The 25,810-nt window shown below is 42.9% G+C and carries 31 protein-coding genes and 1 pseudogene; 29 read left to right on the top strand and 3 right to left on the bottom strand.

Annotated features, from left to right (window positions below; all coding sequences use genetic code 11):
• Positions 1 to 135: 135 nt before the first annotated feature.
• Both PR766_RS14590 and PR766_RS14595 read right to left on the bottom strand, forming a co-directional pair.
• Complete coding sequence (locus PR766_RS14590) at positions 136 to 432, bottom strand: hypothetical protein (RefSeq protein WP_071992167.1); 297 nt, start codon at positions 430 to 432, stop codon at positions 136 to 138.
• Between the two features lie 69 nt (positions 433 to 501).
• Complete coding sequence (locus PR766_RS14595) at positions 502 to 1,155, bottom strand: AAA family ATPase (RefSeq protein ID WP_036954426.1); 654 nt, start codon at positions 1,153 to 1,155, stop codon at positions 502 to 504.
• A gap of 289 nt (positions 1,156 to 1,444) precedes the next feature.
• On the opposite strand from PR766_RS14595, the gene parM reads away from it, so the two are divergent.
• The 13 genes and pseudogenes from parM to PR766_RS14660 all read left to right on the top strand — a co-directional run bounded on the left by parM (position 1,445) and on the right by PR766_RS14660 (position 12,400).
• Positions 1,445 to 2,416: a plasmid segregation protein ParM domain-containing protein gene (gene parM, locus PR766_RS14600; protein WP_036954423.1), complete on the top strand. Its 972-nt coding sequence runs from the start codon at positions 1,445 to 1,447 to the stop codon at positions 2,414 to 2,416.
• A 4-nt stretch (positions 2,417 to 2,420) separates the two neighbouring features.
• Positions 2,421 to 2,807, top strand: coding sequence for a plasmid partitioning/stability family protein (locus PR766_RS14605; RefSeq protein ID WP_036954420.1), 387 nt, complete (start codon positions 2,421 to 2,423; stop codon positions 2,805 to 2,807).
• A 77-nt stretch (positions 2,808 to 2,884) separates the two neighbouring features.
• Positions 2,885 to 3,268: a translesion error-prone DNA polymerase V autoproteolytic subunit gene (gene umuD, locus PR766_RS14610; protein ID WP_036954415.1), complete on the top strand. Its 384-nt coding sequence runs from the start codon at positions 2,885 to 2,887 to the stop codon at positions 3,266 to 3,268.
• 6 nt (positions 3,269 to 3,274) lie between these two features.
• Positions 3,275 to 4,542: pseudogene (gene umuC / locus PR766_RS14615) on the top strand (translesion error-prone DNA polymerase V subunit UmuC).
• Positions 4,543 to 4,656: 114 nt separating this feature from the next.
• Complete coding sequence (locus tag PR766_RS14620; protein ID WP_036983749.1) at positions 4,657 to 4,887, top strand: hypothetical protein; 231 nt, start codon at positions 4,657 to 4,659, stop codon at positions 4,885 to 4,887.
• Positions 4,888 to 5,590: 703 nt separating this feature from the next.
• Positions 5,591 to 5,842 carry a hypothetical protein gene (locus PR766_RS14625; RefSeq protein ID WP_036954407.1) on the top strand — a complete coding sequence of 84 codons (252 nt, stop codon included), beginning with the start codon at positions 5,591 to 5,593 and terminating at the stop codon, positions 5,840 to 5,842.
• A 41-nt stretch (positions 5,843 to 5,883) separates the two neighbouring features.
• Entirely contained in the window at positions 5,884 to 6,222 is a 339-nt protein-coding gene (locus PR766_RS14630; RefSeq protein ID WP_036954403.1) for a hypothetical protein, read from the top strand.
• Between the two features lie 91 nt (positions 6,223 to 6,313).
• A complete protein-coding gene (locus PR766_RS14635; RefSeq protein ID WP_036954400.1) occupies positions 6,314 to 6,547 on the top strand; it encodes a hypothetical protein in 234 nt (77 codons plus the stop codon).
• Positions 6,548 to 6,590: 43 nt separating this feature from the next.
• The gene (locus PR766_RS14640; RefSeq protein ID WP_051422759.1) at positions 6,591 to 7,199 is read left to right on the top strand and encodes a type I restriction-modification system subunit M; all 609 of its coding nucleotides are present in this window, start codon (positions 6,591 to 6,593) and stop codon (positions 7,197 to 7,199) included.
• A gap of 71 nt (positions 7,200 to 7,270) precedes the next feature.
• On the top strand, positions 7,271 to 8,725 hold the full coding sequence (locus tag PR766_RS14645) for a restriction endonuclease (protein WP_036954397.1): 1,455 nt from the start codon (positions 7,271 to 7,273) through the stop codon (positions 8,723 to 8,725).
• 51 nt (positions 8,726 to 8,776) lie between these two features.
• Positions 8,777 to 10,963, top strand: a complete 2,187-nt coding sequence (locus tag PR766_RS14650) for a hypothetical protein (RefSeq protein WP_036954393.1) — start codon at positions 8,777 to 8,779, stop codon at positions 10,961 to 10,963.
• Positions 10,964 to 11,061: 98 nt separating this feature from the next.
• Entirely contained in the window at positions 11,062 to 11,400 is a 339-nt protein-coding gene (locus PR766_RS14655) for a hypothetical protein (RefSeq protein WP_051422756.1), read from the top strand.
• 580 nt (positions 11,401 to 11,980) lie between these two features.
• Entirely contained in the window at positions 11,981 to 12,400 is a 420-nt protein-coding gene (locus PR766_RS14660; RefSeq protein ID WP_080675665.1) for an antirestriction protein, read from the top strand.
• 905 nt (positions 12,401 to 13,305) lie between these two features.
• On the opposite strand, the gene PR766_RS14665 is transcribed toward PR766_RS14660, so the two are convergent.
• Complete coding sequence (locus PR766_RS14665) at positions 13,306 to 13,638, bottom strand: transglycosylase SLT domain-containing protein (protein WP_270104049.1); 333 nt, start codon at positions 13,636 to 13,638, stop codon at positions 13,306 to 13,308.
• A 460-nt stretch (positions 13,639 to 14,098) separates the two neighbouring features.
• Here PR766_RS14665 and PR766_RS14670 point away from each other — a divergent pair, with 460 nt between their 5' ends.
• The 16 genes from PR766_RS14670 to traU all read left to right on the top strand — a co-directional run bounded on the left by PR766_RS14670 (position 14,099) and on the right by traU (position 25,800).
• Positions 14,099 to 14,494, top strand: a complete 396-nt coding sequence (locus PR766_RS14670) for a relaxosome protein TraM (protein ID WP_051422754.1) — start codon at positions 14,099 to 14,101, stop codon at positions 14,492 to 14,494.
• Positions 14,495 to 14,607: 113 nt separating this feature from the next.
• Complete coding sequence (locus PR766_RS14675; protein ID WP_148444771.1) at positions 14,608 to 14,823, top strand: YbjQ family protein; 216 nt, start codon at positions 14,608 to 14,610, stop codon at positions 14,821 to 14,823.
• A 136-nt stretch (positions 14,824 to 14,959) separates the two neighbouring features.
• A complete protein-coding gene (locus PR766_RS14680; RefSeq protein ID WP_036954385.1) occupies positions 14,960 to 15,664 on the top strand; it encodes a response regulator transcription factor in 705 nt (234 codons plus the stop codon).
• Between the two features lie 46 nt (positions 15,665 to 15,710).
• A complete protein-coding gene (locus tag PR766_RS14685; protein WP_051422751.1) occupies positions 15,711 to 15,902 on the top strand; it encodes a TraY domain-containing protein in 192 nt (63 codons plus the stop codon).
• 276 nt (positions 15,903 to 16,178) lie between these two features.
• Positions 16,179 to 16,550 carry a type IV conjugative transfer system pilin TraA gene (locus PR766_RS14690; RefSeq protein ID WP_036954383.1) on the top strand — a complete coding sequence of 124 codons (372 nt, stop codon included), beginning with the start codon at positions 16,179 to 16,181 and terminating at the stop codon, positions 16,548 to 16,550.
• A gap of 15 nt (positions 16,551 to 16,565) precedes the next feature.
• A complete protein-coding gene (traL, locus tag PR766_RS14695) occupies positions 16,566 to 16,871 on the top strand; it encodes a type IV conjugative transfer system protein TraL (RefSeq protein ID WP_036954381.1) in 306 nt (101 codons plus the stop codon).
• Between the two features lie 13 nt (positions 16,872 to 16,884).
• On the top strand, positions 16,885 to 17,454 hold the full coding sequence (gene traE, locus PR766_RS14700; RefSeq protein WP_036954377.1) for a type IV conjugative transfer system protein TraE: 570 nt from the start codon (positions 16,885 to 16,887) through the stop codon (positions 17,452 to 17,454).
• Positions 17,438 to 18,211 carry a TraK domain-containing protein gene (locus PR766_RS14705; RefSeq protein ID WP_036954374.1) on the top strand — a complete coding sequence of 258 codons (774 nt, stop codon included), beginning with the start codon at positions 17,438 to 17,440 and terminating at the stop codon, positions 18,209 to 18,211. The genes traE and PR766_RS14705 overlap by 17 nt, the downstream gene beginning before the upstream one ends.
• On the top strand, positions 18,198 to 19,559 hold the full coding sequence (locus tag PR766_RS14710) for a TrbI/VirB10 family protein (protein WP_036954369.1): 1,362 nt from the start codon (positions 18,198 to 18,200) through the stop codon (positions 19,557 to 19,559). Before PR766_RS14705 ends, PR766_RS14710 begins: the two co-directional genes overlap by 14 nt.
• A 59-nt stretch (positions 19,560 to 19,618) precedes the next feature.
• Positions 19,619 to 19,813, top strand: a complete 195-nt coding sequence (locus tag PR766_RS14715) for a hypothetical protein (protein ID WP_148444772.1) — start codon at positions 19,619 to 19,621, stop codon at positions 19,811 to 19,813.
• A 4-nt stretch (positions 19,814 to 19,817) separates the two neighbouring features.
• Positions 19,818 to 20,309, top strand: coding sequence for a transcription/translation regulatory transformer protein RfaH (rfaH, locus tag PR766_RS14720; protein WP_036954364.1), 492 nt, complete (start codon positions 19,818 to 19,820; stop codon positions 20,307 to 20,309).
• A gap of 194 nt (positions 20,310 to 20,503) precedes the next feature.
• Positions 20,504 to 21,058, top strand: coding sequence for a type IV conjugative transfer system lipoprotein TraV (gene traV / locus PR766_RS14725; RefSeq protein WP_036954360.1), 555 nt, complete (start codon positions 20,504 to 20,506; stop codon positions 21,056 to 21,058).
• A gap of 2 nt (positions 21,059 to 21,060) precedes the next feature.
• Positions 21,061 to 23,772: a type IV secretion system protein TraC gene (traC, locus tag PR766_RS14730; protein WP_230086701.1), complete on the top strand. Its 2,712-nt coding sequence runs from the start codon at positions 21,061 to 21,063 to the stop codon at positions 23,770 to 23,772.
• Entirely contained in the window at positions 23,748 to 24,173 is a 426-nt protein-coding gene (gene trbI, locus PR766_RS14735; RefSeq protein ID WP_154635824.1) for a type-F conjugative transfer system protein TrbI, read from the top strand. Before traC ends, trbI begins: the two co-directional genes overlap by 25 nt.
• An 8-nt stretch (positions 24,174 to 24,181) precedes the next feature.
• On the top strand, positions 24,182 to 24,814 hold the full coding sequence (gene traW / locus PR766_RS14740) for a type-F conjugative transfer system protein TraW (protein ID WP_036954356.1): 633 nt from the start codon (positions 24,182 to 24,184) through the stop codon (positions 24,812 to 24,814).
• Positions 24,814 to 25,800 (top strand): conjugal transfer pilus assembly protein TraU, encoded by a 987-nt coding sequence (gene traU / locus PR766_RS14745; protein ID WP_036954353.1) that lies wholly within the window; start codon positions 24,814 to 24,816, stop codon positions 25,798 to 25,800. The genes traW and traU overlap by 1 nt, the downstream gene beginning before the upstream one ends.
• The last annotated feature ends 10 nt before the right edge of the window (positions 25,801 to 25,810 follow it).

Raw genomic sequence — 25,810 nt, forward strand, 5'->3', positions numbered from 1 at the left:
GCTTGTTATTTTTTATTATACCTTGGCCTAAATACATTTTTATTAAAGAGTTCATTTACCTTCAATATAGTCATCTTAATATTGTTTTAATATTAAATTAAAGTTTGAATGATGTTTGATTAACTTGTTTTCATGTTAACTTGATGTTTTTTTTCCTTGGATTTGTAAGCCATAGTTTAAGGTATTTATACATGACATATTGATCCATGCGGCTCTGGATTGACCATTTTCTGCGGCGGCAGTGTCAATTTGTTGTATTAGTTCTGGTGTCATTGTTATAGTTATCTGATGTTTTTTGCCTTTAACAACCCCCTTTTTTTGTTCTGCTTTTCCATCTGGGGCTGCATTGATAAAACTTGTTGCTGCATCTTCGTTTAAAGTTGCTGTTGTACTATTTGTAGGTTTTTTTCTAAACTTTGATGTGGATGTCATAATTATCCTTGTTATATTTTGATTAATATTGTTTTCATATTAAAATGATATCATTTGGATGTCTATTTACTATTTGTATAGTATTGATATAAGTTTATTTAACTCTGTTATCGCTATCTTATCTCTACTCTTTAATTTTAATTCTTCGACGGTTCTACCGCTTCCTGCTGCATTTGCAAATGCTTTCCTTTGATAAATTACAGTATCAAGAACAGGAATATCATCTTGGTAGTCTTTCATCATTTCTATCATTTCTATATTGTCTGTTGAACGTGCGTGCGTATCACCTTTATTTAACAATGAGTAACAAATCAAATTATCTCTGATACTTCTAGCTTCTCTTATTAAGGCTACATTTGCATCCATTGCCCATGCTTCAAAACTACCTGGAGCAGAAGGAATAACTAAAATATCTGTAATTGTTAATGCTGCTCTCATTGCTGTTGAGTCCCGCCCTCCACACTCAATGATGACATCATCATAATTATCTTTTTGTAGCTGAACTTGGCTTCTTAGTACTGGGCCTTCTGGATAATGTGAACAAGCTATACCAGGTTCTATTCCATCTTCAGATCTAACCAAAATTGCGGTTTGGGATGAACCTTGTTTATCCCCGTCAACAAGCCAGACTTTTTTACCTTGCCTAGCTCTGGCCACGGCGATATTGACAGCCAACGTAGATTTACCTACCCCGCCCTTTGTATTCGCAATTGTTAATATCATAATGCATCCACTTTAATATTGATCTCATATTTAATAATAGAAGTATTGTAAATAAAGTCAAATGATTATTTTGATGTTGTTTTAATATTAAAACAATCTCAAAAAAGATGTTTGTTAATTGTATTTTAATGTTGATTTGGTTGTTTTTGAATGCTAGAGTTGGAAAATACTCAAAATGAGTTTCAGTAAAAGTTACTCATTTTGATAAAGGGAAAATATTAGCCAAATACTCAAATTTAGTGTTAATCAATTATTTCTAATACTCATTTTGAGTTGTACGAGAGGGTGTATGAAATTATATTGCGATGATGGTTCTACAAATGTGAAATTAGCATGGTTTGATAAACAAGAACTTCAAACCAAGTTATCAACGAATTCTTTTAAAAAAGGCTGGAAAATTGAAGGGTTAGGCGGGAAGGGGACTTTTAACTATGAATTAAATGGTCAAAAGTTCACTTATGATGAGGTGAGTGAGCAGGCGATTAGAACGACTCATATTGAGTATCAATATACAGATGCGAATGTGCTTGCTATCCACCATGCACTTTTAAGCAGTGGACTTGAACCTCAAGATGTCGATTTGGTTGTCACTTTACCTATCAGTGAGTTTTATACGGCTGATTGCCAAAAGAATGAATTGAATATCCAGCGTAAAATTGAAAACGTCCTCCGTCCCGTACAACTGAATAAAGGAACAACATTTACGATTAAGAATGTCGAAGTGATGCCTGAATCTTTACCTGCCGTGTTAACTCAGTTAGTGAATGATAATGTCGGTGAGTTTGAAAAATCACTGGTGATTGATTTAGGAGGAACAACACTGGATGTGGGCGTGATTGTGGGGCAGTTTGATGGTGTGAGTGCCATTCATGGTAACTCTGAAATTGGTGTCTCAATGGTCACTCAAGCTGCACTGAGCGCATTGAAAATGGCGTCCAGTGATACCAGTGCGCTTGTTGCGGATGAACTCATTAAGCAACGTCATAACGAGCAGTTTGTTCGCCAAATTGTCAATGATGAGTCTAAAACCCCATTAGTGTTAGAAACCATTGAATCTGCGATTAAACAATTAGGGGAACGCGTTGTTGATGAACTTAGCCAGTTTAAAAATGTGAATCGTATTTATCTGGTTGGCGGGGGGGCGTCTTTAATTGAGCCAGCAATTCGAAAGGCATGGCACCTTATTGATGATAAAATTACACTGTTAGACTCGCCCCAAACGGCACTAGTTGAAGCTATCGCCTATTTTAAAGAGGATTAACTCAATGAATCATGAGCGGAAAAAATTTACGTTATACCTTCATCCCGAAAACCCTGCTGATAAACAGGCTTTAGAGATTATTGAGTCTATACCTCGTTCTTCTAGGGGAGAGTTTTTCCGCCATGCGTTTATTTGCGGCACGGCATTACAACACCTTGATGCACGTTTGCCTGCATTATTGGCGACGTTATTTAATGATAAATTAACCGCAGAACAGCTTGTCACATTAATTTCGCAAACAACAGGGTGGAAGCCATCTCAAGCTGAAATACAGGCGGTTATTCAAGCGCTTGGTATGAATTCAAGACTAAGTGAAGACAATAGCCCCACTGAGATAAAAGCCAATCCACCTTTAGCGAAGGTGAAAAACAAATTATCAAAGTTAGTTTAAAAAATTCTCGGGATATTTGTGTAGCGTGAAAATATACAGTATATTGGGGCTGTGTATTTATACAGTATTGGTGCGCTATGCAAATTCCCATTTTTGAAAGCCAAATTACCTGCGGCTTTCCAAGCCCAGCTCAAGACCACGTCGAGCGTCGTTTATCGCTCGATGCAGAACTGATCCGCTATCCTGAAAGTACCTATTTTCTTCGGGCATCAGGGGATTCAATGAAGGATGCGGGGATTTTTGACGGGGATTTGTTGGTCGTCGAAAGTCACCTGACAGCCCGTCATGGGGAAATAGTGGTCGCTGAATATGATGGTGAATTTACCTGTAAATACCTGCAAATCACACCGACTAAAGCGCTTATTCCTGCTAACAGACTATTTCCCGCTATTCCCATCAATGACAATATGGAAGTGATAATCTTCGGTGTCGTACGTTATGCCGTGCATACCTGTTGGTGAAAAAACATGTTTGCTCTCATCGATGTTAATTCAATGTATACCTCCTGTGAATCTGTTTTCCGCCCCGATTTAAAAGGAAAGCCGATTGTTTGCCTTTCCAATAATGATGGTTGTGTGATTGCGCGTTCGGCGGAGGCGAAACCTTATATCCATATGGGAGCCCCTTATTTTGAAATTAAGCAGATAATCAAACAAAGGCAAGTGGCTGTATTTTCTTCAAATTATCCCTTATATGCCGATTTTAGTAATCGGTTTATGACTGTAGTTTCCCAAATTGTGCCTCAAATTGAGGTATACAGCATTGACGAGTGCTTTTGTAATCTCACAGGCATGAATACATTGTATTCCTGGCATGAACTTGGCTATAAATTAAAAGAGGATGTATTCCGATGTGCGCATTTGCCTGTAGGGGTAGGGATTTCCAGTACCAAAACGTTAGCTAAGTTAGCAAACTACGCCGCCAAAACTTGGAAGAAAACAGGTGGAGTCGTCGATTTAAGTTCGTCTAGCCGTCAGAAAAAACTCATGAGATTAGTGCCTGTTGAAGAGGTTTGGGGGATTGGACATAAACTGGCTAAACGTCTAAATCAACATGGGATTAAACCGCTTTGGATTTAAGTCGATTGCCTACTTCCGAAGCTCGCAAGATGTATTCAGTGGTCTTAGAGCGAACCGTTCGGGAGCTGAACGGCGAATCCTGTCTTCAGTTGGAAGAAATCTCGCCCGCCAAACAACAAATTATTTGTTCCCGTTCATTTGGCCATAAAGTGATGGATTATGAGTTGGTGCGCCAGTCGGTGTGTGCATTTGCTGAACGTGCGACAGAAAAACTGCGTGAAGAAAAACAATTCTGTCGGTTAGTGACCTTGTGGGTGCAAAGTAGTCATTTTTCTCATCATGAACCACACTATTATCGACAAGAGACTCAAGCGCTCATTTATCCCACACAAGATACGCGCGAGATTATTCAGGCGGCTGTCTCTTTATTTGATCGACTTTGGCTCCAGAATGTGAAATACAGCAAAAGCAGCATATTGCTCAGTAAATTTTCCTCCTCAGGGCAAGTACAACTGAATTTATTTGAGAGTGGCTATCGTTTTCGCAAAAGTGATGAACTGATGCTGACGATTGACCAGATTAATCGCGGAAAAAGTGCTATCTGGTTTGCTGGTCAAGGGATGCAATTGCAATCTGCTTTATGGAAAATGAAACAGCAATTTCTTTCTCCTCGTTGGACAACCCAATTTTCAGATATCCCTATCGTAAAATGCTAATTAATGCTTGGTGGTTTTTTGAGCGTTACTATTATTCATTTATTAATCAGGATGTTAACGCTGTTATCAACATCGTTATTTAAAGTTATCCACTGATTTTGTGAATACGCCTATTTGAGTTTTGGGCATGCTGGCATTGAGCCAGTATTCATTAAGGTGCCGGATTGCCCCCATTTACACACAGTTGGCGCTGGTTCCCCGTACTCTCTCGTTCACGCGCCTTTTTGGGGGCGTTCACTGGCTCGCCAAATGTGGCAAATGGGGACAACCAGCTTGAAAGGTCAACGGCTACGCCTTTTTACGCTGACGCCTGGCGCAGATGGAAGTAAAGGGCTGTTCGGGTAACCCCGAACAGCCCTTTATCTTTTGATATTTGGTCATGGATAGCTAAGTTTCCTGAATGAAAACGATAGAACCGGTTAAACAAGATGAGGCTATTACTAATAGTACGATAATTTAAAGTTATTTTTTATAAAAAAACAAAAGGGTAATGCCCTTTTATTCAAGGTTGGGAGCATGTTCATATCTGCATAAAAAGAAAATAATCTCTTTTGGGTTCCTACGGCAGCTCGATGTCCTCGAGCTGTCGCCTGCACTTCAACGCCATTCGCTTCACGAATGGGTTTCCGCAGAGCCGCTTTGCGTCTCTGTCCTTCGGATAGCAAGCGAAACCTAAAACCCACGGCATTTGGTGCTGCGCACGGCCGTTAAGGACGCCACGCGTTGCGTGTCGGTCGAATTCATCCTTACCTATCGCTTTTATCTTTCCGTAAGTCCTTCCGCTAGGGCTTAAGCATAGCCTCAACTCGTCATCCAGCAAGTGTAAAGTGCACTCCAGCAAAATTCTTGTCGCTGCGCTTTCCAATAATTTTGCTTCCGCCCTTGCTTCCTTCCTCGTCTCAGCTATGCACGCCCTTGCCGCGAAAGAACTCACAGAGAGATGATTTAAAACTGGCAGGTAAACCAGGATGCCTTCGGAGAACGTCAACACCGCCGCTCCTGAATCTTCAGAAAGATGAGTTAAAAGCCAAAAACAAGGAGTATCAATATGAATTATCAAGTTTTATTTTCAGAAACCAATAAGAAGGGGACAACCGAGGAAGAATATGACGTTTATCATTTTGACTCAATTAACGCTTTTTTCACTTTTTTAAAAGCAACTAAATTCGCTGAAAAAATGAACACACGTTATCGCTATATTTTAACCGATGGGACAACACACTTTGATTTAACTTACCGCGAGTTAGTCAGTGCAAACCACATCAAACCCTTTAAACGCGCTATTCGCCAATATTGTTAACGCGAATGGCATCATCGACAAAAACACAAAAGGAGAAAGGTATGTATCAGGCATTAGAACAGAACGAAACCGACCATTACCAAGAAACCCAATGCTCGGAAATGATGTATTGGGTCGGACGTGAACAAGCAGCCAAAACTAAACCGACAGAAATCACCTTAGCGCAATTTATGGATGCATTATCCGTTATGCCACCGTTGGATTGGCAGGGGGATCACAAAACAGAGTCATTTAAGTTACAAGAAATGATTATTGGGAATGTGACCGATATTTTCGTCAAAGTGGACGAGCGTTATTTCACGTTTCGGGATGTCTCAACGTTATCTCACGCGCAAATTGTGTCGCGTGTACGTTGTGCTAGACTGCTGGCGCAACAATGAAAAAAGCAGGCTTTCGCCTGCTTAATCCGTGCCTTGAGTGACTTTAGCGTAGGAACTCAAGGCATATCATTAACTCAAAGGAGTAAATCTAATGAATGCAAATATGATGGCATATGATGCCAAACCTGTAAAGTCTGACGTGTCAAAACGTCGGGTCATCCGTCATGACTTGACGATAGATGAAATTCAGCCGTGTTACCGCGCTATGGCGCGGCATATCGATAAACAACTTAAACGAAAACAGTCTGTTCGTATCCCTGCCATGAATAACCATTGTTTGGGGCAACTCTTGCGCTGTTTGGAACTACGTAAATCGTGGATTTAAGTTAACACACAGCCCCCGTTGAGGGCTGTTTTGGAGTATCGATATGTCACAATTAAGTTTTTTTGATGTGGATTTAAGCCAATCCCCTGAAGAGCATCCCCTTATTTCAGCAACACAAGACCGACAATCACAATGCCAGCCCAAAAAACACAGCAAAGGACAGCGGCTTGCATCGGTCAATGCGTCATCAAATCGTGATTTTCATAAAGCATTTACGCAACTGTTTCACCAAACAGCACGCTATCATAGTCGCTCTGAGGTGTTTCGGGATTTTATTCACATTGCCACTATTTCATTAGAGAACAGTGTGAAACAGTGTCCTGAGTTAGAACAAACCTATTTTAAAGTGATTGCTCGTTATGAAAAAGAGGACTTAAACGCTTTCGCTAAGCTCCTCGCTATTTGTGTGAATGCGTTAGACCACCAAGCCACGGACTTTTTGGGCGAGCTATTCATGACATTAGAACTGGGGGATGGGCGTTGGGGGCAGTTTTTTACGCCGTTTCAGATGAGCCAGCTAATGGCTGAACTGATTCTTGGTGATTGCCGCTCTCACATTGAACAAAAGGGGTATATCTCGGTGTGTGAGCCCACGTGTGGCAAACGTTACATACCAAGTTTTAATCGCACACTATACATGTTTCAATGGTGACAAATTAGACTACTCTATGCTCAGAAGTAATTCCTTCCTGAACGGCATTGAGTCGTCGAAGGGGGAAATCAATGGCAAGCCTTGAGCAAATCAACTATCAGCCACATCGAGCAGAAATATCGGACGGCTCGTTACAGTGGGCTCCACTAAAAAGAAAACCGATCAAAAATCTTCCCCAAATAGTCTGGGAAGATAATTCAACCTGGGCAGAAGCAAATCTTTGGGTCCTGGATCAGGCAACATCATCAAAACGGGATCTGAAAACTGTTCGATCCAATATGTCTCACCTGCTTGCCTACGCAAAATGGCTAGAAGCAGAGTCAATCCAATGGTGGCATTTCCCAGAGCGAGAAAGTGAGCGTTGCCTTGTTCGCTTTCGTGGAGCACTTGTTGCCGCCAGAAATAATGGTGAGCTTGCTCCAAGCACTGCTTCGCAGAGGATGGCAGCAGTCATCCGTTTCTATAAATGGACACAATCGCGTCGATTAATTTCACCAGAATGGCCAATGTGGGAGCAGCGATTTGTTGGAATCAAATTAACCAATCCGTTTGGTCTCGAACAGCCCCATGCAGCACAGATTGTGTCGGTACTGAAAAAAGTATCCGGTAACCTGAACATCAAGAACCGCGATGACAAAGCCAAGGTTTCCCTGAACAAAGTGGTGTATCTGAGCCCCGAGTTCCAGGCGCTGTGGGATCGTATTAAATACAAAACTGCATTCCGCGTGGACTTTGATACCAATGCGCTGATCGATAAGTGCGCCGAAGAAATCAAAATCAACCTTCAGGTGGGCAAGGCTCGCTTCACTTACCGCAAGGCGAAGACTGAAATAGACCGTGGTGGAGTGCATACACAACAGGTTCAGGAAACAACCAGCGTGTACGAATCCCGAGCGTTTGATTTGCCAGATCTCATAACATACCTACAAAACGAGACCAATCTGACGCGCCGAACCATTGTTGCCATTATCAACAAAAGTGGTCGCCTGGAATCATTCAAGAACAATCCGCAGAAATTTATCGAGCAGGCCGCCAACATCATCAAAAGCCAGATGCACCTGTTTATCGTCGATGGCATCAAGTATCACAAAATTGGTGATGACCAATTCTATGCCCAGGAATTATTCCAACAGAACGAATTGTTTGGTTATCTGAAAGACAACATGATTAAGGCCGAAAAGTCCGTTTTTGACCATGTGGTTTACGACTCCGATATCGAGCTGGAATTTGCCTCGGCGTTCGAGTTAAACGACGATATTAAGCTCTACGCCAAGCTCCCCGGATGGTTCAAAATCGATACGCCATTGGGTGGATACAACCCCGACTGGGCAGTGTTGATTGATCAGGATGGGAAAGAAAAACTCTATTTTGTCGTCGAAACCAAGAGCACGCTTTTCTCGGTGGAACGACGTCCGGAGGAAAATGCCAAAATCAAATGTGGTTATGCACACTTTGAAGCACTGGGTGATGACGTGAAGTTTACGGTATCTAATTCGATGGATGAGTTTTCAAGTAGGTATGCGTGAGCATTGTTAATTCACAGTTTTTGAAATGAACGATTTTAAAAGGAAGTCAAAATGAAACTTGGGCTGGATCTGGAGAACTGTTATGGCATCAATAAACTGGTGCAGGAGTTAGACTTTACCAGAATTGATGGCGTTGACGGCGTGTGCTCTTTGTATGCGCCCAATGGAACATTGAAAACCTCTCTGGCCAAGACACTAAAGGACATTGAAGACGACAGGAAGTCAAAGGACGTTATCTTTCCTGAGCGAGCAACGAAACGAGTTGTTACTTTAGATGGCCAGCCAGTTGATGCTGGCCAAATAATGGTCATTAATTCATACGACGAAAGTTATAGCTCCAAGCAGGTTTCCACGCTATTGGTTAATGAGGCCCTAAAGCGTGACTATGATGAAGCCCTAAAAGAAGTCGATGATAAAAGAGCCCTGCTAATAAAAGAGTTGGCAAAGTCATCAGGAAAGCAGAACAAAGCGATTCCGGAGTTGATCTGTGAAGCATTTGATCGGCCGGAAAAGGAGTTTCTTGACCTGTTGGCTGAATTGAAGCTTCAGGCTGCGCAAGATTATTCTAGTTTTGCCGAGTTTAAGTATGGAGATCTTTTTAATCCAAAGGTTCTGGATCTCGCTGCTACAGAGAGTTTCGAGCAGGAGTTGACTGGTTATGTGGAAACCTATGAAAAACTCATTAGCGAATCAGCGGTTTTGTCGAGGAGTTTCAATCACCAGAAAGCGGGAACTGTTTCTAAAAGCCTCTCCGATACAGGCTTCTTTGATGCATCTCATAGCGTCAATCTTTCAATTAATGGCCAAAAGCAAGAAGTAACTTCCAAAGACCGTTTAAATGAAATTCTGCAGGAAGAGCAGAATAAGGTTTTTCAGAATCCCGAACTGAAAGAAAAATTTAGCAAGGTCGATAAAAAGCTAACCACAAAAGAGACTCATGCCTTTCGAGATTTTATTTCAGAACACCAAGAGCTATTGCCGGAATATAAGGACGTAAAGGGCTTCAAGAAAAAGCTGATTACAGGCTATCTTCAATCACACCAATCAGTTTGGGATGACCTTGTCTCAACCTACAAGTCGAATCAGGAAAAAGTTAAATACATTATTGATCAAGCGAAGCAGCAGGAAACGATTTGGAAGGGCGTTGTCGATATATTCAACAAGCGATTTTCCGTTCCGTTCAAGCTTAGGGTGGACAATCAGGATGATGTCATTCTTAATAACGCTGCCCCATCTATCGAGTTTGACTTTGATGATGGTCGCGGTGGTCAGCAGCAGGTTAAACATGAAACCTTGCTTGATACTCTAAGCCAAGGCGAGAAACGTGCACTTTACATCCTGAATGTTCTTTTTGAAATTGAAGCTAAAAAGAACGCAGGCGCACCGATATTGATCGTCATAGACGATATTGCCGACTCCTTTGATTACAAAAATAAGTATGCAATCGTTGAGTACCTTCGTGATATTGCTCAGGTTACACATTTCTACCTTTTGATTCTTACGCATAACTTCGATTTTCATAGAATTGTAGGTGGTCGAATAATTGGAAGCAGAAATCGCGTTGCGCGCAATAGGCGAATGCTGGCTACTAAGACATCGACGGAAATAAAACTTAATCCTGAAAAGTACCAGAATGATGTATTCGTCGCTTGGAAGCGAGATATGCATCAAAATGAGCATTACATGCTAGCCAGTATTCCATTTGTTAGAAACCTCGCTGAATACTGTGGGTACGATGCCCATTACTTAACACTGACATCACTGCTTCATCTAAAGGCAAATAGTCAAAACATCACGGTGCAGGAATTACAAGATATATATCGAGCTGTACTTGTAGATAAGCCTGCCTTGATCCTGCCAGATACTACATCACGTGTGATTGACAAGATATTTCAGAAGGCAGACGTATTATCAAGCGCTGCGCATGAGTCACCTGAGCTTGAATCCAAAGTTATTGTTGCAATGGCTATCCGGCTGAAAGCAGAGCAATTCATGATTGCCCAGATTAATGACCAAGCATTTGTAGATAGTATCGAATCTAATCAGACACGAGAGCTGTTTGATAAGTATGTTGAAATGCTTCCAGGTCACACAGGCATCATACGCTTACTGGATCAAGTAAATTTGATGACACCAGAAAACATACATTTGAACTCATTTATGTATGAGCCAATCCTTGATATGTCTGCTCATCGTCTTTATACCTTGTACAATGAGGTGAAACAGCTTGGAAACTAATGGCAACGTCTCATTCTGAAGTCAACAATAGAGATGACGTGCAGGATGACAAGGTGGTGACAAAATTACACAAATGTCACCACTTAGATTGGTAATCTATGGACAAATCGGAAATCGCCTACGATACAGAGAAATTCAGGCCTAAAGCCGTTGTCACCAGTGATGAATGTTACGGGTGGTGTGGCGCCGGTGGCATGGTGATTGCTTGTGCGAATGTACTGATAAATCAAGGCTATAATCCACAAAAGCACATGATAGCGGTGTGTACGGATATTGATGAGGTCGCAGCGAGAATGTGTTATCTGCAATTGGCGTTGTTGGGGGTTCCGGCGATAGTCAATATTGGTAATAGCTTAACCTTGGAAGTTCGTCAAACGCTGTATACGCCGATGCTGATGTTAAATCCCTTGCGCTTTAAATCCTTCTTACACGCTTAATTCTCAAGAGGGGGATTTCCTCTCTTTTTTTGCGCCCTGCGGTTTTCTCCTGGCATCGAACCAGGAGAAAACCGAACGCCCGTTATCCACATTACCCACAATCGGTGCGGGTTCCCCGTACACTCCCGTTCGCCCCACTGTTGAGGGTGGGGCTCACTGGCTCACCTCATGTGGATAATGTGGATAACGGGCTTTAAGGTCAACGGCAGCGCCTTTTTACGCTCACGCGTGGCGCAAATGGCAGGTAGGCAAGCTCCCTTTGGGAGCTGCGCCTGATTGACCGCTTAACCTTGTTAAGCTCAAAGGGCGACTTGCGGTTCGACGGTCTCACCGCAAGTCGGGGCTCGTCATTTTCAGCTACTGTGTTGTTCCTCTTTCGTCAAGTCCCTCCGCTCGAGCTTAAACATAGATTCCACTCGTCATCCAGCAAGCGTAAAGTGCACTCCAGCAAAATTCTTGCCGCTGCGCTTTCCAACAATTTTGCCTCCGCCCTTGCTTCCTTCCTCATTTCATCTATGTACGCCCTTTGCAGCGGAGGAACTCAACGAAAGAAATCATTAACACAGAGGAGGTCTCAAAAATGTCATCACATCAAAACCTTGCAGCTCCAGAATCTAACGAAAGAAAGGGAAAAGACGAAACTGTCATTACGGCTATAACGGTGAAAACGCCGCAAGCTCGCTTAAGGTTTTTACCTGCCAAGTTGGGAAGGTATTATCTTGTCTTTGAAAATGCGATTTATCACTGGATGAATCGACATGCCGTTACTTATCACGGCGGGTACTGGGAATTTTATCAACTGTCGAATGGTGGCTTTTATTTGCAACCGCCAAAAAACTATATGCTTAACTCCCCAAATGGTTTTTGTGGGGAAGTGAACGCTCAAGAAGCGGGGATTATTGTCTGTTTAATCCTGTTAAGTCATTTTTCATTTATCACTCATGAAAAAGGACATCAGGAAGATTGTGAGCGTATTTCTGCTTGTTTTCATCAATTGTGAGATTTTGTTTTAACATTATCCCTTGAATCACAAACCAAAATATTCAACGCGATTGATTAATCAATTCCTGCGCAAGCCTTTGGCTTGCGCTTAATTACATGTCGGGGATCTATTTGTGCGTAGTCAATAAATAACAAATATTATCTATGAAATAATGAATATTGCCAGTATCACATTCTTGTAGAGAAAAAACGAAAACAAGAGGCCAATATATTGAATAAGGCTGAATCGCTATTTTTATCTAAATCCTTTTCAGTGTGATAAATCAAACACTTCAAACTATTTATCGATTCATGTAGTTTCGTTTGTAAGAGGGATGTAACTTGAAATAATAGTCGAGTGGATTTAAAAAGAAATATTCTAATATTTAACTTCTTAATTTTAACTGATCATCATGGTTCTTGTTATCTTTATTCGATAGATGAAGAAGTGGGTTACATGGTTAATAAGCATGAAGTCTATCAATCTTATTTTGTTTATGGTGGTGTTAATTGCGTTTTTTTATCACGAACTTTAACGTTATTGAAAATGTTATTCCATATCACATTGAATATATTTTCATTGAAAATACTATGTAATAAAAAAGTTTTTTATCGGTAAAAAGAAAGTTTGTTTGTGGGGAGGGTAGGTGTTTAGTTGATGTCTTTGAATAGTGAGGTCGTTTATCGGTAAATGATCTGTTTATTATTAAAAAGGGAACGCGCTCGAAAGCGCGTTTTTTTGATATTAATACACATGCACCAATTAATATCAGAGGTCATTATAATGGATTAATGAAAATAAACAATATCACGATGACTTCTTTTTTAACGCCAGATAAATATGATAGACTTCGTTAGCATACTTGTATCTTTTTTGTTCTTGTTTAATCGTTTTTTTAATCCCGCATTATATGCTCCAAAACCTTACAAAACATCACCTTGTATTTTTATAAACTTTGCTAGATAGTAAGCACCGGTATAAATATTTAGACAGGGATCATCTCTTAATTGTTGTTCTGTAATACCAAATCGAGCCAATTCATTAAAATTCTGTGAATGAATTTGCATTAATCCAATAGCATAACTAGATGGAGATACGTAATTAATCGCATTTGGCTTAAATGCACTTTCTCGATAAGCGATCGCCCGTAATAAGTCAGCATCCAATTGATAGTCTCTTGCGGCATTATTGAAGCAATCTTTGGCAAAGATAGTGGATGTATAAAGCATAAGTATCGTTATTATCCATTTTTGCATAATGGTCGAACCTATTGTTATTTTGTTTCGTGCTAACACGAGCGGGATTTTTATTTAAAATTCGGAATACATTTTATTTCGAGCCTACACAAACGCCAAGCATTAAATTGCGCTCCTCAGAAGAAAAGATTTCACACCCCACGCAAAATTTCATTTTGCAAGAATTTACTGTTAAATCATGGTGTTAATTAAATGTAAATGCGTAGAAATTTTAAAACTCTTTGTGTTAAGTGCTAAAAGAGTGCTTAAATGTGGCTAAGTTAGTGCTGTTTTGTGGCTATCTTGTGGCTAAGTAAATTAAAACAATAAGCTATGAATCACGGTGCTTTATCTGTGCCGTGAAATAAGCACTGAGTGAGTGCTGAAAATATTTAGAATTAGCACTTCTAAAGCACTAAAAATATGATACTATCGATTTTTATAGGCACTCAATTAGCACTCAAATAAATAGGTTAAATAAATGGCAAGACAAAACGTATATATGTCACAAAAAGTTTATGATGCAATTAGAACTATTGTTGATGAACGGCGAGCAGATGGCGCAAGCCATGCAGACGCAAATATGTCGAGCGTCTGTTCAGAAATGCTGGATATTGGCGTTCGTGTCACGATGAATTTAAAAAAGAAGGCTGATGAAACAGATGATGAAGGAATGACATGGGAAGAGCTTTATAAAAAGCAAATGTTAGAGGACTCAGCAAAAACACGACAGTGTATTCAAATGATTTTTCAGATGTTATTTAATATTAATGAAATAAAAGAAGATAGTCGTTATGATTTTAGAGAAGGAATTGCAGAGATGAAAAAGGAAACTGAAAGGCTGGTAGAACAATTTTTTAATATTAATGATAAGTGATATTATTTATGAAAATATTTACATAAAATCCCATAGTGCATGCTCCTTTGATTGACAGTAATATCTACTCATCGAGTTGTATCCCTAATGCCAATATAACAAAAAATCTAGGTATGGTTAAAATAGTCATATCTGAAAATTGGGATAAATTCAAAAATGAAGATGAAGTAGCAAAGGTAGAGCTAATAACTCTAACTCAAGAAAAAGGAGGGAATGCAATAATTAATTTCAAATACGAAACCGGGTCATTTCAAAGAACAGGAAGTGGTAGCGTTTCAAGTTATATAATTGCATATGGAGATGCGGTTTTTATTGAATATAACGATTGATTTTATCTGTAAATATAGGTATATTTATCTTAAGTAATTTTAATTGCTCGATTAAAATTTAAGAATCGCCCAATAAAGGAGTTGAGACCTCCCTTATTGAGCTAAACACATAACCTAGACTCAAGGAGATGGTTACATGTCTACTCATGATCCTATTGATCTCGATGCGATAAAACAAGCGGTTTTTCGAGAATACCTACCTGATTTTTTAAATAGCGTATATTTTTGGTTGATTCTTGACCAAAGTGGTCAAGTTCTATCCTGTAGCTCTCCTGAAAAGCTTCATTCAATTCTAAACTCACTGAAAATTCCTAAAAAAGAAAAGCGTTTTAATATTTCATCGATTGAATTAGTTAAGCATCAGTTATATCCAATTGCTATTGCAATGGATGTTATTGACCTTGTATTTTCTCATGAAGGTAATATTATTAATTTGAAAATATATGATTACATGGAAAATACCAATATTAAATTTAGAGTTTTCAATTCTGAATTCTTTATAAGAAAAGATAGTTTTTATAATCAACTGGATTTTTTATCTTCAATAAAAAGATTAAAAGAGATAAACCCCTTGGAATTACTAACTAGTACTGAATGGACTGTTGCATGGCTAGTTATTCACGGATTAACTAATCCAGAAGTTGCTAAAATAATGAAACGAAGTAATGAAACTATAAAAGAACATGTTAGTAGAATACTTGGTGCAAGTAGATTGCGTGTTTTTAATCGTTATTTATTATCAGATATTGCGTTTCAACTTAATTGGGACTGTTTTGTTCCATTATCTATTTTAGAAAAATACCAGGAGAATACCCCCCGAGTCGGGTGGTTTACAGACTAATTTTTTTATATATGATAATTTCATGGTTAAGAGAAATGAGGATTCCATGAAAGAAAAAGAATATAAGGCGGTCACAATAAGTGTACCGATTAGTGCTGAAACAAATCGTTTATTAACTGAATCCGCTAAGCGCGCACGACGTTCTAAAAAAGTCGAAGCAGTTATACGATTATCAGATCATTTACGACTTGTTGAACATATTGAAGGAAATTACCAAGAGTTATTAATTAAATATTAATTTACTCTATTACTGAGTTTATTCCATTTTGGTTTTTATTTTTGTTGATTACACACAGCAATGGGATCGCTTTGCCTAAAAAATGGCAGTGTACACCTGGGGCGGTAGCTTTACCCAAAGCCAGGGAAAATTACCGCGTTTTATTTCTTACTTTTTATATGTGTTATTTACACATTAATTAAGTAGGGAATAAAGCGAGCTAATAAGCTCTTATTGAAGTAGATAATTATTTATTTACGTAACCATTGGCATTTATTTAATTAAAAAGGAAAGACTATGAGTCAAATTGCTATTGATTCACCGGTAACCAAGCGCAAGGGGATCTTCTCACGTGCATGGAGCGCCTTAAATACGAAAACGGCAAAATCCCTCTATAAATATGTGGCTGCGCCCTTAGTGTTATGGATGGCTGCTCGTGGGTTTGCGCAAGCGGCTGACTTAGCCAAAGAAGGGGTACAGGACGCAGGGGATACGTTTGGTAGTGGTTCCTCCGTCATGTATTACATCATGATCGCCGAAGCGATTTTGATTTTCCTGGCGTTCATGAAAACACAAAACCCCGCGTTATTACTGCTGATCCCGGTGTTCATCGTAGGGACTAAAATTGTGTTTGGTTTAATTGGTGGTGCGCCATCCGGTACACCGTAATAAAGGATAATTTTGATGGAAGATGAACGTGCAGCACGTTTTCTTTTTCCTCAGACATTATCTCAGCAAGGCGGTATTCTTCCCTTACCCAATGATGAAGCCGCTGTTCTCATAAGCCCCATGTTATGGGGCTTTTATGAAGGACAAGAAATAGCCGGTCTTGTGGCTGGCGCGTTGCTCTGGTATGCACTGAGGTATTTTAAAAAAGGGCGGGGCAGTCTCTGGTTACTGAACGCCTGTTATTGGTATTTACCCGCCTACTGTTTTAAAAGCATTTACAAAACTCTCCCTGAATCCGCGTTCAGACTCTATTTAAAGTAAGGAAGGAGGCTGCATGAAACTGAGCGCAGCAAAGTCCGCCACAAAATACACCTCGTTACTGTTTGTCTCTCTCACCTTTATGTTGGGCTTGAGTTTAACGGGCAATATTTTTGCGTGGCTACGATTAGATGATTTATTAAACAGTCGACAAGAAACATACATTCCGATGTTTTTCGACACCCCCTTTACCTTGACGCGTTCACACGCGGATGCGAACTACCTTGAGTCAGTGGCGCAGTCACTGATTTATCTGCGTTACAACGTCAGCCCTGAATCCGTGAAAGCCAATCACCAATCGCTACTGCGATATGTGAGTAAAGAGTCTCGCCCTGAAATGCAAGATGTCTTGGTTCTTGAAGCTAAAGAGGTGATTGCCAACAACGTGACGTCCGCATTTTACCTGTCAAAAATGGAAGTCTACCCCGTTGATGGCATTGTCGACATTCAAGGTGAGCTGAAAACGTGGATTGGTAAGCGTGAAGCGTTGCCCGAGTCCAAAAAAGTTCGATTGCATGTGAAATATCAAAACGGCATAACCGAGGTCATCAGTTTCGAGGACATCATTGATGAAAACAAACCGTAACAAGGTGATGGGGACACTGTTAGCGTTGTTCATTAGCAGTGTTTTGCATCCCGCCAGTGCTGAACCTGTCGCCCAGCTTCCCACCAAAATTCCCGTGTCGCCGGATGCACAAGTGAAAGTGGAATTCAGTAACAGTGAACCCAATCTCTTGGTGGTGCCAGGGGACAGAGTGGTGGGTATCGATAGTGCGCAAGGGATGTTTATTAACGGTAATAATAAAGGCACTGCAGGGATTGCGAATGGTGGCGTCGTCTTAATGACGGCACAAACGACGCCGTTCACGTTTTATGTCAGAACTGCAGGGGGATTAACCGTTTCTGTCGTGGCGGTGCCGAAAAAACGCGATGGTCGTGTACTGCAATTGATATCCAACAAACCGGCACCACAGGTCGCAGCGAAACGCTGGGAGCGTTCATTACCGTACCCTCAAATGCTGATTGAACTGCACAAAGCTTTACTCAATGGTGAGCTGCCGAACGGGTTTGTTGAGGCGCCCGTGATTGCGGTGCCTAACTTTCAGTTGCCGTCAGGGTATGCCGTTTCAGCCGATACCATGTGGAATGGGGGCGGTTTGCGGGTGTATCAGTTGCATGTGCGTAATACCAGTTCTGTGGCAAAACCCCTGTCAGAGCGTTTATTCAATCAATCCGGTGTTCGTTCTGTGGTGATTTACCCTTACAGTGAAACTGTCTTGGCGGGGGCGACGGCGACTGTCTGGTTGACGGTGAGTAATGAGGTGGATAATGGCCAACATTAATGTGAAAGCAAAACGCAAACAGACAGTGATTTTTGTGTTACTCGCGCTGGGTTTATCGGGTGTCGGTGCGGCCGCGTGGTACATGAGCTTACCGCCTGCGCCCAAAAAATCGGTTTCACAACAAGCCAGACCCGCGCCGAACATGACTGGCGTAGTCTCTTCCACCTTTGATAAGAATGTCGGTAAATCTGCGATGGCAGATTTGCAGTCAACGGCATCCCAAGTGGATAAGAAGATGAAGCAGGTGGATGCGCGGATTGCGAAGCTAGAGCAGGAAAATAAAGCCTATCGCGACAAAATTGAGCAGCAGGATAAAGATTTAACGACATTGCAAGACCAATTAACGGACATGAGTAATGGGATGATCCACGGTGATAACGCATTACCGCCTCTACCACAGTCATTGCCTGTCGGGCAAGTTCCCACATTAAATACGGGACCGAATCAACCGATTATTCCGCCGCCAACCCAGTTTTATCCCGCAGGGCAATACCCTATCGGGCAACCCCAAATCAATATTAATCCTGTCTTGAAGCAAGATTTGGAATCTATGACCTTTGAGTATGAGGGAGACAACGTTCGCGTGGAACTGCCGCCACTGCCTTATATTCCGTCAGGCAGTTTTGCCAAAGCGAGTGTCATTGAAGGGGCCGATGCAAATGCGTCGGTCACGGGAAACAGTAACCCTTCTCCGATGCAATTTCGTCTGATTGGTAAACTCATCATGCCGAATGATGAAGAATACGACCTGAGTGGTTGTGCGGTGACAGCGGGGGTGTATGGGGATATTTCCAGTGAGCGAGGATTAGTTCGCACCGATCGATTATCCTGCAAGTTGTTAGGGCATACCGTCGATATGCCGTTTAAAGGGCATGTGTCTTTTATGGGGAAAAACGGGATTAAAGGCGAACCGGTTATTCGCAATGGCCAATTGGTTGGGTATGCCTTTGCCGGCGGGTTTATTGATGCACTGGGTTCTGGGATTTCTCAAGTGGGTTCCACTTCTGTCGGGATGGGGGCCAGTAACACGACCTCGTTTGGTGATGTGGCGCGGGGTGGTGTCGGGGGCGGGGTGCAGCAGTCAGGCAAAATGGTGTCAGAGTATTTAATTAAACGGGCTGAGCAATATCACCCTGTGATACCGATTGGCGCTGGGGTTGAAGTGACGGTCGTTTTCCAAGAAGGCTTTCAACTGAAATTCATCGAAGAGATGAATAAAGCGAAAAAAGGTCATTCAGAATCACCCACGCTCAAAGAGTCCGTCAATAATGGGATTTCCGTTTCTAAACAGGTGCTTGAACGCATTTCACTGGGCGATACCGTGCCTACAGGTACATCATCGCAATAAATTGTGAGGGTCAGGCCGTTCTGACCTTTTCATCCACCTTTCGCATTCAGGTCGTATTGATGAAAAAGCCAATCCAATTCTTAAAACTCAATCTGTCTATGCCGGTGTTGTCGATAACGTTATTGACCATTCTACCTGCATTGCTGTTTGTCTGTGTCAACGTCAGTTGGGATACGGTGCTCTTTTTAGCCGTTTACAGCACCTTGAGTATTTGGGTTGTGCAAGTTTTGAGTGCAGAACACCAGGGGCATTAACATCATGGAAAAATGGTATTTGTTGTATTGCAAAACAGGGCAAGATTTACGGGCGATTGAACACCTTGAACGTCAAGGTGTGAACTGTTTTTCTCCGCGTTATGAGGCGGAGAAAATGGTGAGAAACCGCAAACGGAAAGTGATGGAACCCTTATTTCCAAACTATTTATTTGTGAAGTTCGATTATGAATTTATTCACTTCTCAACCATTAACTCAACGCGGGGGGTAAATTACTTTGTGCGCTTTGGCAAATTACCGGTATTGGTTCCCGATGAAATTATTGCGTCACTGATGGTGCCGAACTTCATGAAAGAGGTGAGTGAGCAACTCCCGCAAAAAGGGGATGAAGTAGTCATCTATGATGGTGTTTATCAAGGTGTACGAGCCATTTACAGTGAACCGAATGGGGAAGCGCGTTCGGTATTACTGCTTAACATTCTCAACCGGGAAGTCCCTAAAATTGTCGATAACCGTAATTTCGAGACGATTAAATAATTATTTCAACACCATTACTACCTCATCGTATCATTTGTTACTTGGCTCATATCGAATTAATGCAACATCATGATCCTGAAACCTATGCACGATACAAAAGATTAATGCAGCAATTGGGGATTATGCCTCAGCCGTAGTCAAATTTCCTCGCAGTCATTCTTTTTTCAAACTCTGTATTCAATAAGGTTCATTTTATGAAAAAACTCCTAGTTCTAGGCGCATTAACCCTGCTCGCCGGTTGTACGGCGGGTATGAAAGATTCCTTTGATTGTAATACCACCGCGCAAGACAGCTGCATGACCATGGAAGAGGCCAATCAACGCGCCTCAGCGCAAACGTCTCCCCTTGGAAAATCACAGACGTTAGGAGGGACAACGCAAAAGCGAGCAGAATTGCCGCGGTTAGCGCCGTTGGCAACCCCCATTGTGCCGATGACGACCACCGCACTGGCACGTCCGGTGAAACCGGTTGAGACAAAAAATTCCGTTGCTCAGGCGTCGGTCTCATCCTTGGGAGCCTTTGCGCATTCCGCACCACCGGTGAAAAAAGTGGCATCCTCGATGCCAGTCATCACTGACACTTCAACCCCGTGGGGGGCTTGGGGGGATATTGGTATGGCGCCACCTCAACGATTACCGACGTCAACGGCCCGTTTATGGGTCGCCCCGTGGGTTGATGAGCACGATAATTTATATCAACCTGCCGTGGTGTCCTTTGTGGTCAAAGACGGTGAGTGGAGGGCGCAGTAATCATGAACGAAAAACGCAGTTTACTGGATAAGTTAGTCGCCCCGTTCTTACCCAATAAAAAAGAGATTGCTTTTGATGACGAACCGCAACCACTGAGCCTGCAAGAAGCGCTATTAAAGAACCTCTTTACCAGTTGGCGTGACACGGATGGCAACAAACGCGCGGAAGAAGCACTGGAGGACATGGATTACCCGTCGTTTTGTAGCATGTTGCCGTATCGTCATTACGATGAAAAATCGGGGTTATTTATTAATAAGTCCACCATTGGCTTTGCCTTGGAGTGTACGCCACTGATTGGGGCCAACGATAAAATAGTGGACGCGTTGGATTACTTTTTACGTAACAAGCTACCACGCAAAATCCCGCTCACGGTGTTATTGCTTGGCAGTAAATGTGTGAGCAATCTTCTCGATTATGGGCTGAAGGACTTTGGGTGGCAGGGGGAGATGGCCTCTCAATTTAATCATATCACTCGCGCTTTCTATGAGCGCGGCGCATTGCAAGGCTTTAATAATAAGCTCGATTTGCCTTTATCCTTACGTAATTATCGCTTGTTTATTATCTACGCGGAAGAGCATAAAAAAGCCGACGTCATTACCTTGCAAAAGGTCAATCAAACCTTGAGTGTGGTACAGCAATCACTGGCGGCGGCGGAACTGTATGCCAATCAGTTGAATGAAAAACAGTTACTGCAAGTGGTTCGTGAACTCAGTAACTTTAAGCATGACCAGATTACCTTGCCGAGTGCCGAGGTTGACCCTTACGAATCCTTGAATGAGCAATGTGCAGACCGCTCTCTGACGTTGGAAATCCGCCCCGATGCCATTCATCAGACACTATCGACCGCGCGAGGGCAAAAGAGTAAAACGCGCATTTTAAACTACATGCTGGAGAAAAACCCGACCCAGTTTGCCTTGTGGCAAGCGGGGGATAATCTTAGCAATTTGCTTGACCCCGCATCCACCGTTGCATGTCCCTTTGCCATCAGCATGACGGTGTATGTGGAAGATTTGGTCAAAATCCAGAATGAGGCAAAGAGTAAATTTGTCGCCAATAACGGGCGGGCCAACTCCAAGTACGTGAACTGGGTGCCAGGGGTGAAGAAAAAAGCCAAAGAGTGGGGGGAGTTACGTGAAGGATTGGACGCCAATCAAATTGCCTTAGCGCGTTTCAGTTACGGTATCACCTTATTTTGTGAGGATGATGATGACAAAGCGCTGAAAGCCGAAATGGTGTTAGTGAACACCTACACTACCAATAAGTTAACCTTGTGTCCCCCGACGTTCATGCAACTGCGTAATTACCTCGCCATGTTCCCCTTTGTGATGCAAGAGGGGTTATGGGGGGACATGGTGCGCTCCGGTGGCACCTTGCGGGCGAAGACTTTTAATGTGGCCAATTTAATGCCCGTGGTGGCCGATAACCGAATTTGTCAAAGTGGTTTACCCATACCGTCGTACCGCCATCAGTTGTCCTACTTGGATATCTTTGATCAAACGTCGGGTCTCGGTAATGACAACTACAACATGGCGGTGTGCGGAACGTCGGGAGGCGGTAAATCGTTTTTAATTCAAGCGATGATCCGCCAAGTGTTGGACAGTGGGGGTTGGGCGTATGTGCTGGACATGGGGGATTCGTACAAAGAGTTATGCCGCAGTTTAGGTGGGGTCTATGTTGATGCTCGAGATCTGAAATTCAACCCGTTTGCTGGCGTGGTCAATATTAAGGAAGCGGCCGAAAGTATCCGTGACTTGTTATTAGTGCTCACCAACCCGTCAGGGGATATGGATGACACCTCTAAATCCATCTTACTGAATGCGGTGCAAGAGGTGTGGGAAGGTAAAGCGCCGAGTGGTCACAAAGGCAATGAGGTGCTGATTGATGATGTTCAAGCGTATCTTAAGGCCCAAATCGATGGCGCTTACTTTGATCCACAAAGTACGGTGCGCAATAAAATGCAAGAAATTGTGGTCTCCTTGCAGAAATACACCACCCAAGGGATTTACGGTGAGTATTTCAACAGTGATAAACCCGCACTGAATGAGCAGGTACGTTTTACGGTACTGGAAATGGGCGGCTTACAAAACAAGCCTGACCTGCTTGCCGCAGTCATGTTCTCGATGATGATCTTCATTGAACAGCGTATGTACCTTTCTCCGCGTAACGTGAAAAAAGTCGCCATTATCGATGAAGGCTGGAAATTGCTGGATAACAAAAGCAGCTTTGTCGGTGACTTTATTGAAGGCGGTTATCGTACCGCCCGTAAATACTACGGCGCGTACATTACCATCTCGCAAGGGATTGAAGACTTTGATGGGGACATGGCCAGTGCTGCTGCTAAGGCGGCGTGGAGTAACTCATCGTTCAAAATTATCTTGCGGCAAAACATGGAAGCCTTTCGAAAATACAACCAGAAAAACCCTGACCAGTTCAGCCCCGTGGAGCGTGCGGTAATCGAAGGTTTCCCGTCCGCCAAAGATGCGCATTTCAGTGCCTTTATGTTGCGAATTTCGGGACGTTCGTCGTATCACCGGCTCATTACCGACCCGATTAGTCGTGCCTTGTTCTCCACCGACGGTAAAGACTTTGAATTCCGTGAAGAAAAAGCCGCTGAAGGCTTGAGTCAACAAGCATCCTTATTGGCATTAGCTAATCATAAATTCCCGCAAGAAATGGAGAGGTTATCTCAATGGCAAATTCAAACACGGCATTAATCGAAAAGCCCGCCACGGCAATTTCACCTCGCCGCAAGCGTCGTCAACGCGAATGCCTAAAAGCGGTGTGCTTTTTTATGTTAATTGGACTGGGGCTCAGTGTCGCGGTGTCGGTGTTCGTGATGCGTACCTTATCCCCCGTCACGGTCACGTTCGATATGACCGATACCGTCAACCAATATCAGCAGCAAATGGCCCAGCAATTTAATGCCGAAAACTCGCTGAGTGAACAACAAATCGCGCAAGCGACACAGCGATTTCAGGTGGCGTTAAGTGAAAGCCTGTCTGAATACCAAGTGCAGCACCGCGCCCTGATTTTAGTGACGCCCGCCGTGGTGATGGGCGCGGACGATATTACCGTCGATATTCAGGCGGCGATAGCCAGCAAAATGGCGCAATAGGGGGGGGCATGAAGCGATTACGGCAATTCTCTCTTGCGCTCTTGCTGTGCGTTCCTTGCATTGGGGGGGCAAAGGATTTAGGCGTATGGGGTGATGTGTATCCCGTGCAAGAACAAAGTATGTTGTCGTTTATTCAAGGTCGCCTCAAGCAGTTGGAAGCGACAGGGGAAATGGCTCAAATGCAACACGATTTTAAGGAACGGGTGATTGAAAACACCTTGCGACCGCCCCCGGTTGAGGGATTATTGACAGACACACAGCCACATACCCTGTGGTATGACCCCACTTTTACGGTGCAAGGGGATTATGCCGATCACCAAGGAACCGTATTTGCCCGTCAGGGTGACCGGATTAATCCGCTAAGTCATGTCGGACTGGGGCAAACGCTTTATTTTCTCGATGCCGATGATCCACGCCAAGTGGCCTGGATGAAGGCACAAACCCCACCGACGCTGCGCTACAAAGTCATTCTGACGAACGGCAACATCAAAACCGCGACACAACAGCTCAATACGCGCATTTACTTTGACCAAGCGGGCAGCTTAACGCAGCAACTTGGTATCCGGTACATTCCTGCCGTGGTCACACAGGAAGGCGATAAGCTGAGAATTGTCTCTGCACCGATGCAGGAGGGGCGTTAATGAAAGCTTGGTTAACCAGTTTATGTTTATTCGGGAGTATTTTCCTGTCTCCCCCCGTGAAGGCAGATGCATTGTGTGAGGGGAATTTTGTCAATCCGATCAGCGATATTTGTTGGGATTGTCTTTTTCCGATGACCATAGGGAAAGTGCCTGTGTTTCCAGGCATTGCCCCTGACACTGAAAATCCGTCCATGCCGATTCAAATTTGCCCGATGGGCATACTGTATCGCGTGGGATTGGCGATTGGCTATTGGGAGCCGTTTGCCATGACCGATGTGACACGGTCACCATATTGCATGGTGAATCTGGGGAGCTTTAACCTCAATGTGGGGAAAGCGGGAGGTGGAAAAGGGACACAAGATGAGCCTGCAACCCAAGGGGCATTCTACCATGTGCATTGGTACAAATACCCGCTGACATATTGGTTGAATATCATCACGTCGGTGGGTTGCTTAGAGCGAGGTGATATGGATATCGCCTATTTATCGGAGCTAGACCCCTTGTGGAATGACAGCTCGTTATCCTCCATCATTGCCCCTGAAGCTTTTGTGTTTGCAAATCCCATCGCGCAAGGTGCGTGTGCGGCGGATGCGATTGCCAGCATTGGCAGTAAGCCGCTCAATGCCCTTTTTTGGTGTGCCGGCTCTCAGGGCAGTATGTATCCGTTTACGGGCTATACCTCGAATCAATTTAGTCCACAGGCCGCCTCCGTTTTATTGTCTGAACGCATGGCGTTCAAACTGCATCGGCAAGGGTTGGTGATGAACAGTGTCGGGAAAAATCAGGAAGTGTGTTACATGTACCCTTCTCCGATTATTCCCAAAGACCGCTATCGGTATCAAATGGTGAATATGCATCCTGATACCGCGCAGTGCCACCCGTTTGGTCGCTCGGTGATGCGTTGGCAAGCTGGCTATGCATCGCCCAACAGTCGCCAAAACTTTGGGTATCTCATCTGGCGTAAACGTAACTGCGTTTTCCTCTAACGCGAGGTTC

This window comes from Providencia sp. PROV208, assembly GCF_028479465.1.
Lineage (GTDB): Bacteria > Pseudomonadota > Gammaproteobacteria > Enterobacterales > Enterobacteriaceae > Providencia > Providencia alcalifaciens.

Excerpts from the sequence above, each read along its gene's own strand:
- PR766_RS14590 (WP_071992167.1), bottom strand. The coding sequence starts at position 432 with ATGACATCCACATCAAAGTTTAGAAAAAAACCTACAAATAGTACAACA.
- PR766_RS14595 (WP_036954426.1), bottom strand. The coding sequence starts at position 1,155 with ATGATATTAACAATTGCGAATACAAAGGGCGGGGTAGGTAAATCTACG.
- parM (WP_036954423.1), top strand. The coding sequence starts at position 1,445 with ATGAAATTATATTGCGATGATGGTTCTACAAATGTGAAATTAGCATGG.
- PR766_RS14605 (WP_036954420.1), top strand. The coding sequence starts at position 2,421 with ATGAATCATGAGCGGAAAAAATTTACGTTATACCTTCATCCCGAAAAC.
- umuD (WP_036954415.1), top strand. The coding sequence starts at position 2,885 with ATGCAAATTCCCATTTTTGAAAGCCAAATTACCTGCGGCTTTCCAAGC.
- PR766_RS14625 (WP_036954407.1), top strand. The coding sequence starts at position 5,591 with ATGAATTATCAAGTTTTATTTTCAGAAACCAATAAGAAGGGGACAACC.
- PR766_RS14630 (WP_036954403.1), top strand. The coding sequence starts at position 5,884 with ATGTATCAGGCATTAGAACAGAACGAAACCGACCATTACCAAGAAACC.
- PR766_RS14635 (WP_036954400.1), top strand. The coding sequence starts at position 6,314 with ATGAATGCAAATATGATGGCATATGATGCCAAACCTGTAAAGTCTGAC.
- PR766_RS14640 (WP_051422759.1), top strand. The coding sequence starts at position 6,591 with ATGTCACAATTAAGTTTTTTTGATGTGGATTTAAGCCAATCCCCTGAA.
- PR766_RS14645 (WP_036954397.1), top strand. The coding sequence starts at position 7,271 with ATGGCAAGCCTTGAGCAAATCAACTATCAGCCACATCGAGCAGAAATA.
- PR766_RS14650 (WP_036954393.1), top strand. The coding sequence starts at position 8,777 with ATGAAACTTGGGCTGGATCTGGAGAACTGTTATGGCATCAATAAACTG.
- PR766_RS14655 (WP_051422756.1), top strand. The coding sequence starts at position 11,062 with ATGGACAAATCGGAAATCGCCTACGATACAGAGAAATTCAGGCCTAAA.
- PR766_RS14660 (WP_080675665.1), top strand. The coding sequence starts at position 11,981 with ATGTCATCACATCAAAACCTTGCAGCTCCAGAATCTAACGAAAGAAAG.
- PR766_RS14665 (WP_270104049.1), bottom strand. The coding sequence starts at position 13,638 with ATGCAAAAATGGATAATAACGATACTTATGCTTTATACATCCACTATC.
- PR766_RS14670 (WP_051422754.1), top strand. The coding sequence starts at position 14,099 with ATGGCAAGACAAAACGTATATATGTCACAAAAAGTTTATGATGCAATT.
- PR766_RS14675 (WP_148444771.1), top strand. The coding sequence starts at position 14,608 with ATGGTTAAAATAGTCATATCTGAAAATTGGGATAAATTCAAAAATGAA.
- PR766_RS14680 (WP_036954385.1), top strand. The coding sequence starts at position 14,960 with ATGTCTACTCATGATCCTATTGATCTCGATGCGATAAAACAAGCGGTT.
- PR766_RS14685 (WP_051422751.1), top strand. The coding sequence starts at position 15,711 with ATGAAAGAAAAAGAATATAAGGCGGTCACAATAAGTGTACCGATTAGT.
- PR766_RS14690 (WP_036954383.1), top strand. The coding sequence starts at position 16,179 with ATGAGTCAAATTGCTATTGATTCACCGGTAACCAAGCGCAAGGGGATC.
- traL (WP_036954381.1), top strand. The coding sequence starts at position 16,566 with ATGGAAGATGAACGTGCAGCACGTTTTCTTTTTCCTCAGACATTATCT.
- traE (WP_036954377.1), top strand. The coding sequence starts at position 16,885 with ATGAAACTGAGCGCAGCAAAGTCCGCCACAAAATACACCTCGTTACTG.
- PR766_RS14705 (WP_036954374.1), top strand. The coding sequence starts at position 17,438 with ATGAAAACAAACCGTAACAAGGTGATGGGGACACTGTTAGCGTTGTTC.
- PR766_RS14710 (WP_036954369.1), top strand. The coding sequence starts at position 18,198 with ATGGCCAACATTAATGTGAAAGCAAAACGCAAACAGACAGTGATTTTT.
- PR766_RS14715 (WP_148444772.1), top strand. The coding sequence starts at position 19,619 with ATGAAAAAGCCAATCCAATTCTTAAAACTCAATCTGTCTATGCCGGTG.
- rfaH (WP_036954364.1), top strand. The coding sequence starts at position 19,818 with ATGGAAAAATGGTATTTGTTGTATTGCAAAACAGGGCAAGATTTACGG.
- traV (WP_036954360.1), top strand. The coding sequence starts at position 20,504 with ATGAAAAAACTCCTAGTTCTAGGCGCATTAACCCTGCTCGCCGGTTGT.
- traC (WP_230086701.1), top strand. The coding sequence starts at position 21,061 with ATGAACGAAAAACGCAGTTTACTGGATAAGTTAGTCGCCCCGTTCTTA.
- trbI (WP_154635824.1), top strand. The coding sequence starts at position 23,748 with ATGGCAAATTCAAACACGGCATTAATCGAAAAGCCCGCCACGGCAATT.
- traW (WP_036954356.1), top strand. The coding sequence starts at position 24,182 with ATGAAGCGATTACGGCAATTCTCTCTTGCGCTCTTGCTGTGCGTTCCT.
- traU (WP_036954353.1), top strand. The coding sequence starts at position 24,814 with ATGAAAGCTTGGTTAACCAGTTTATGTTTATTCGGGAGTATTTTCCTG.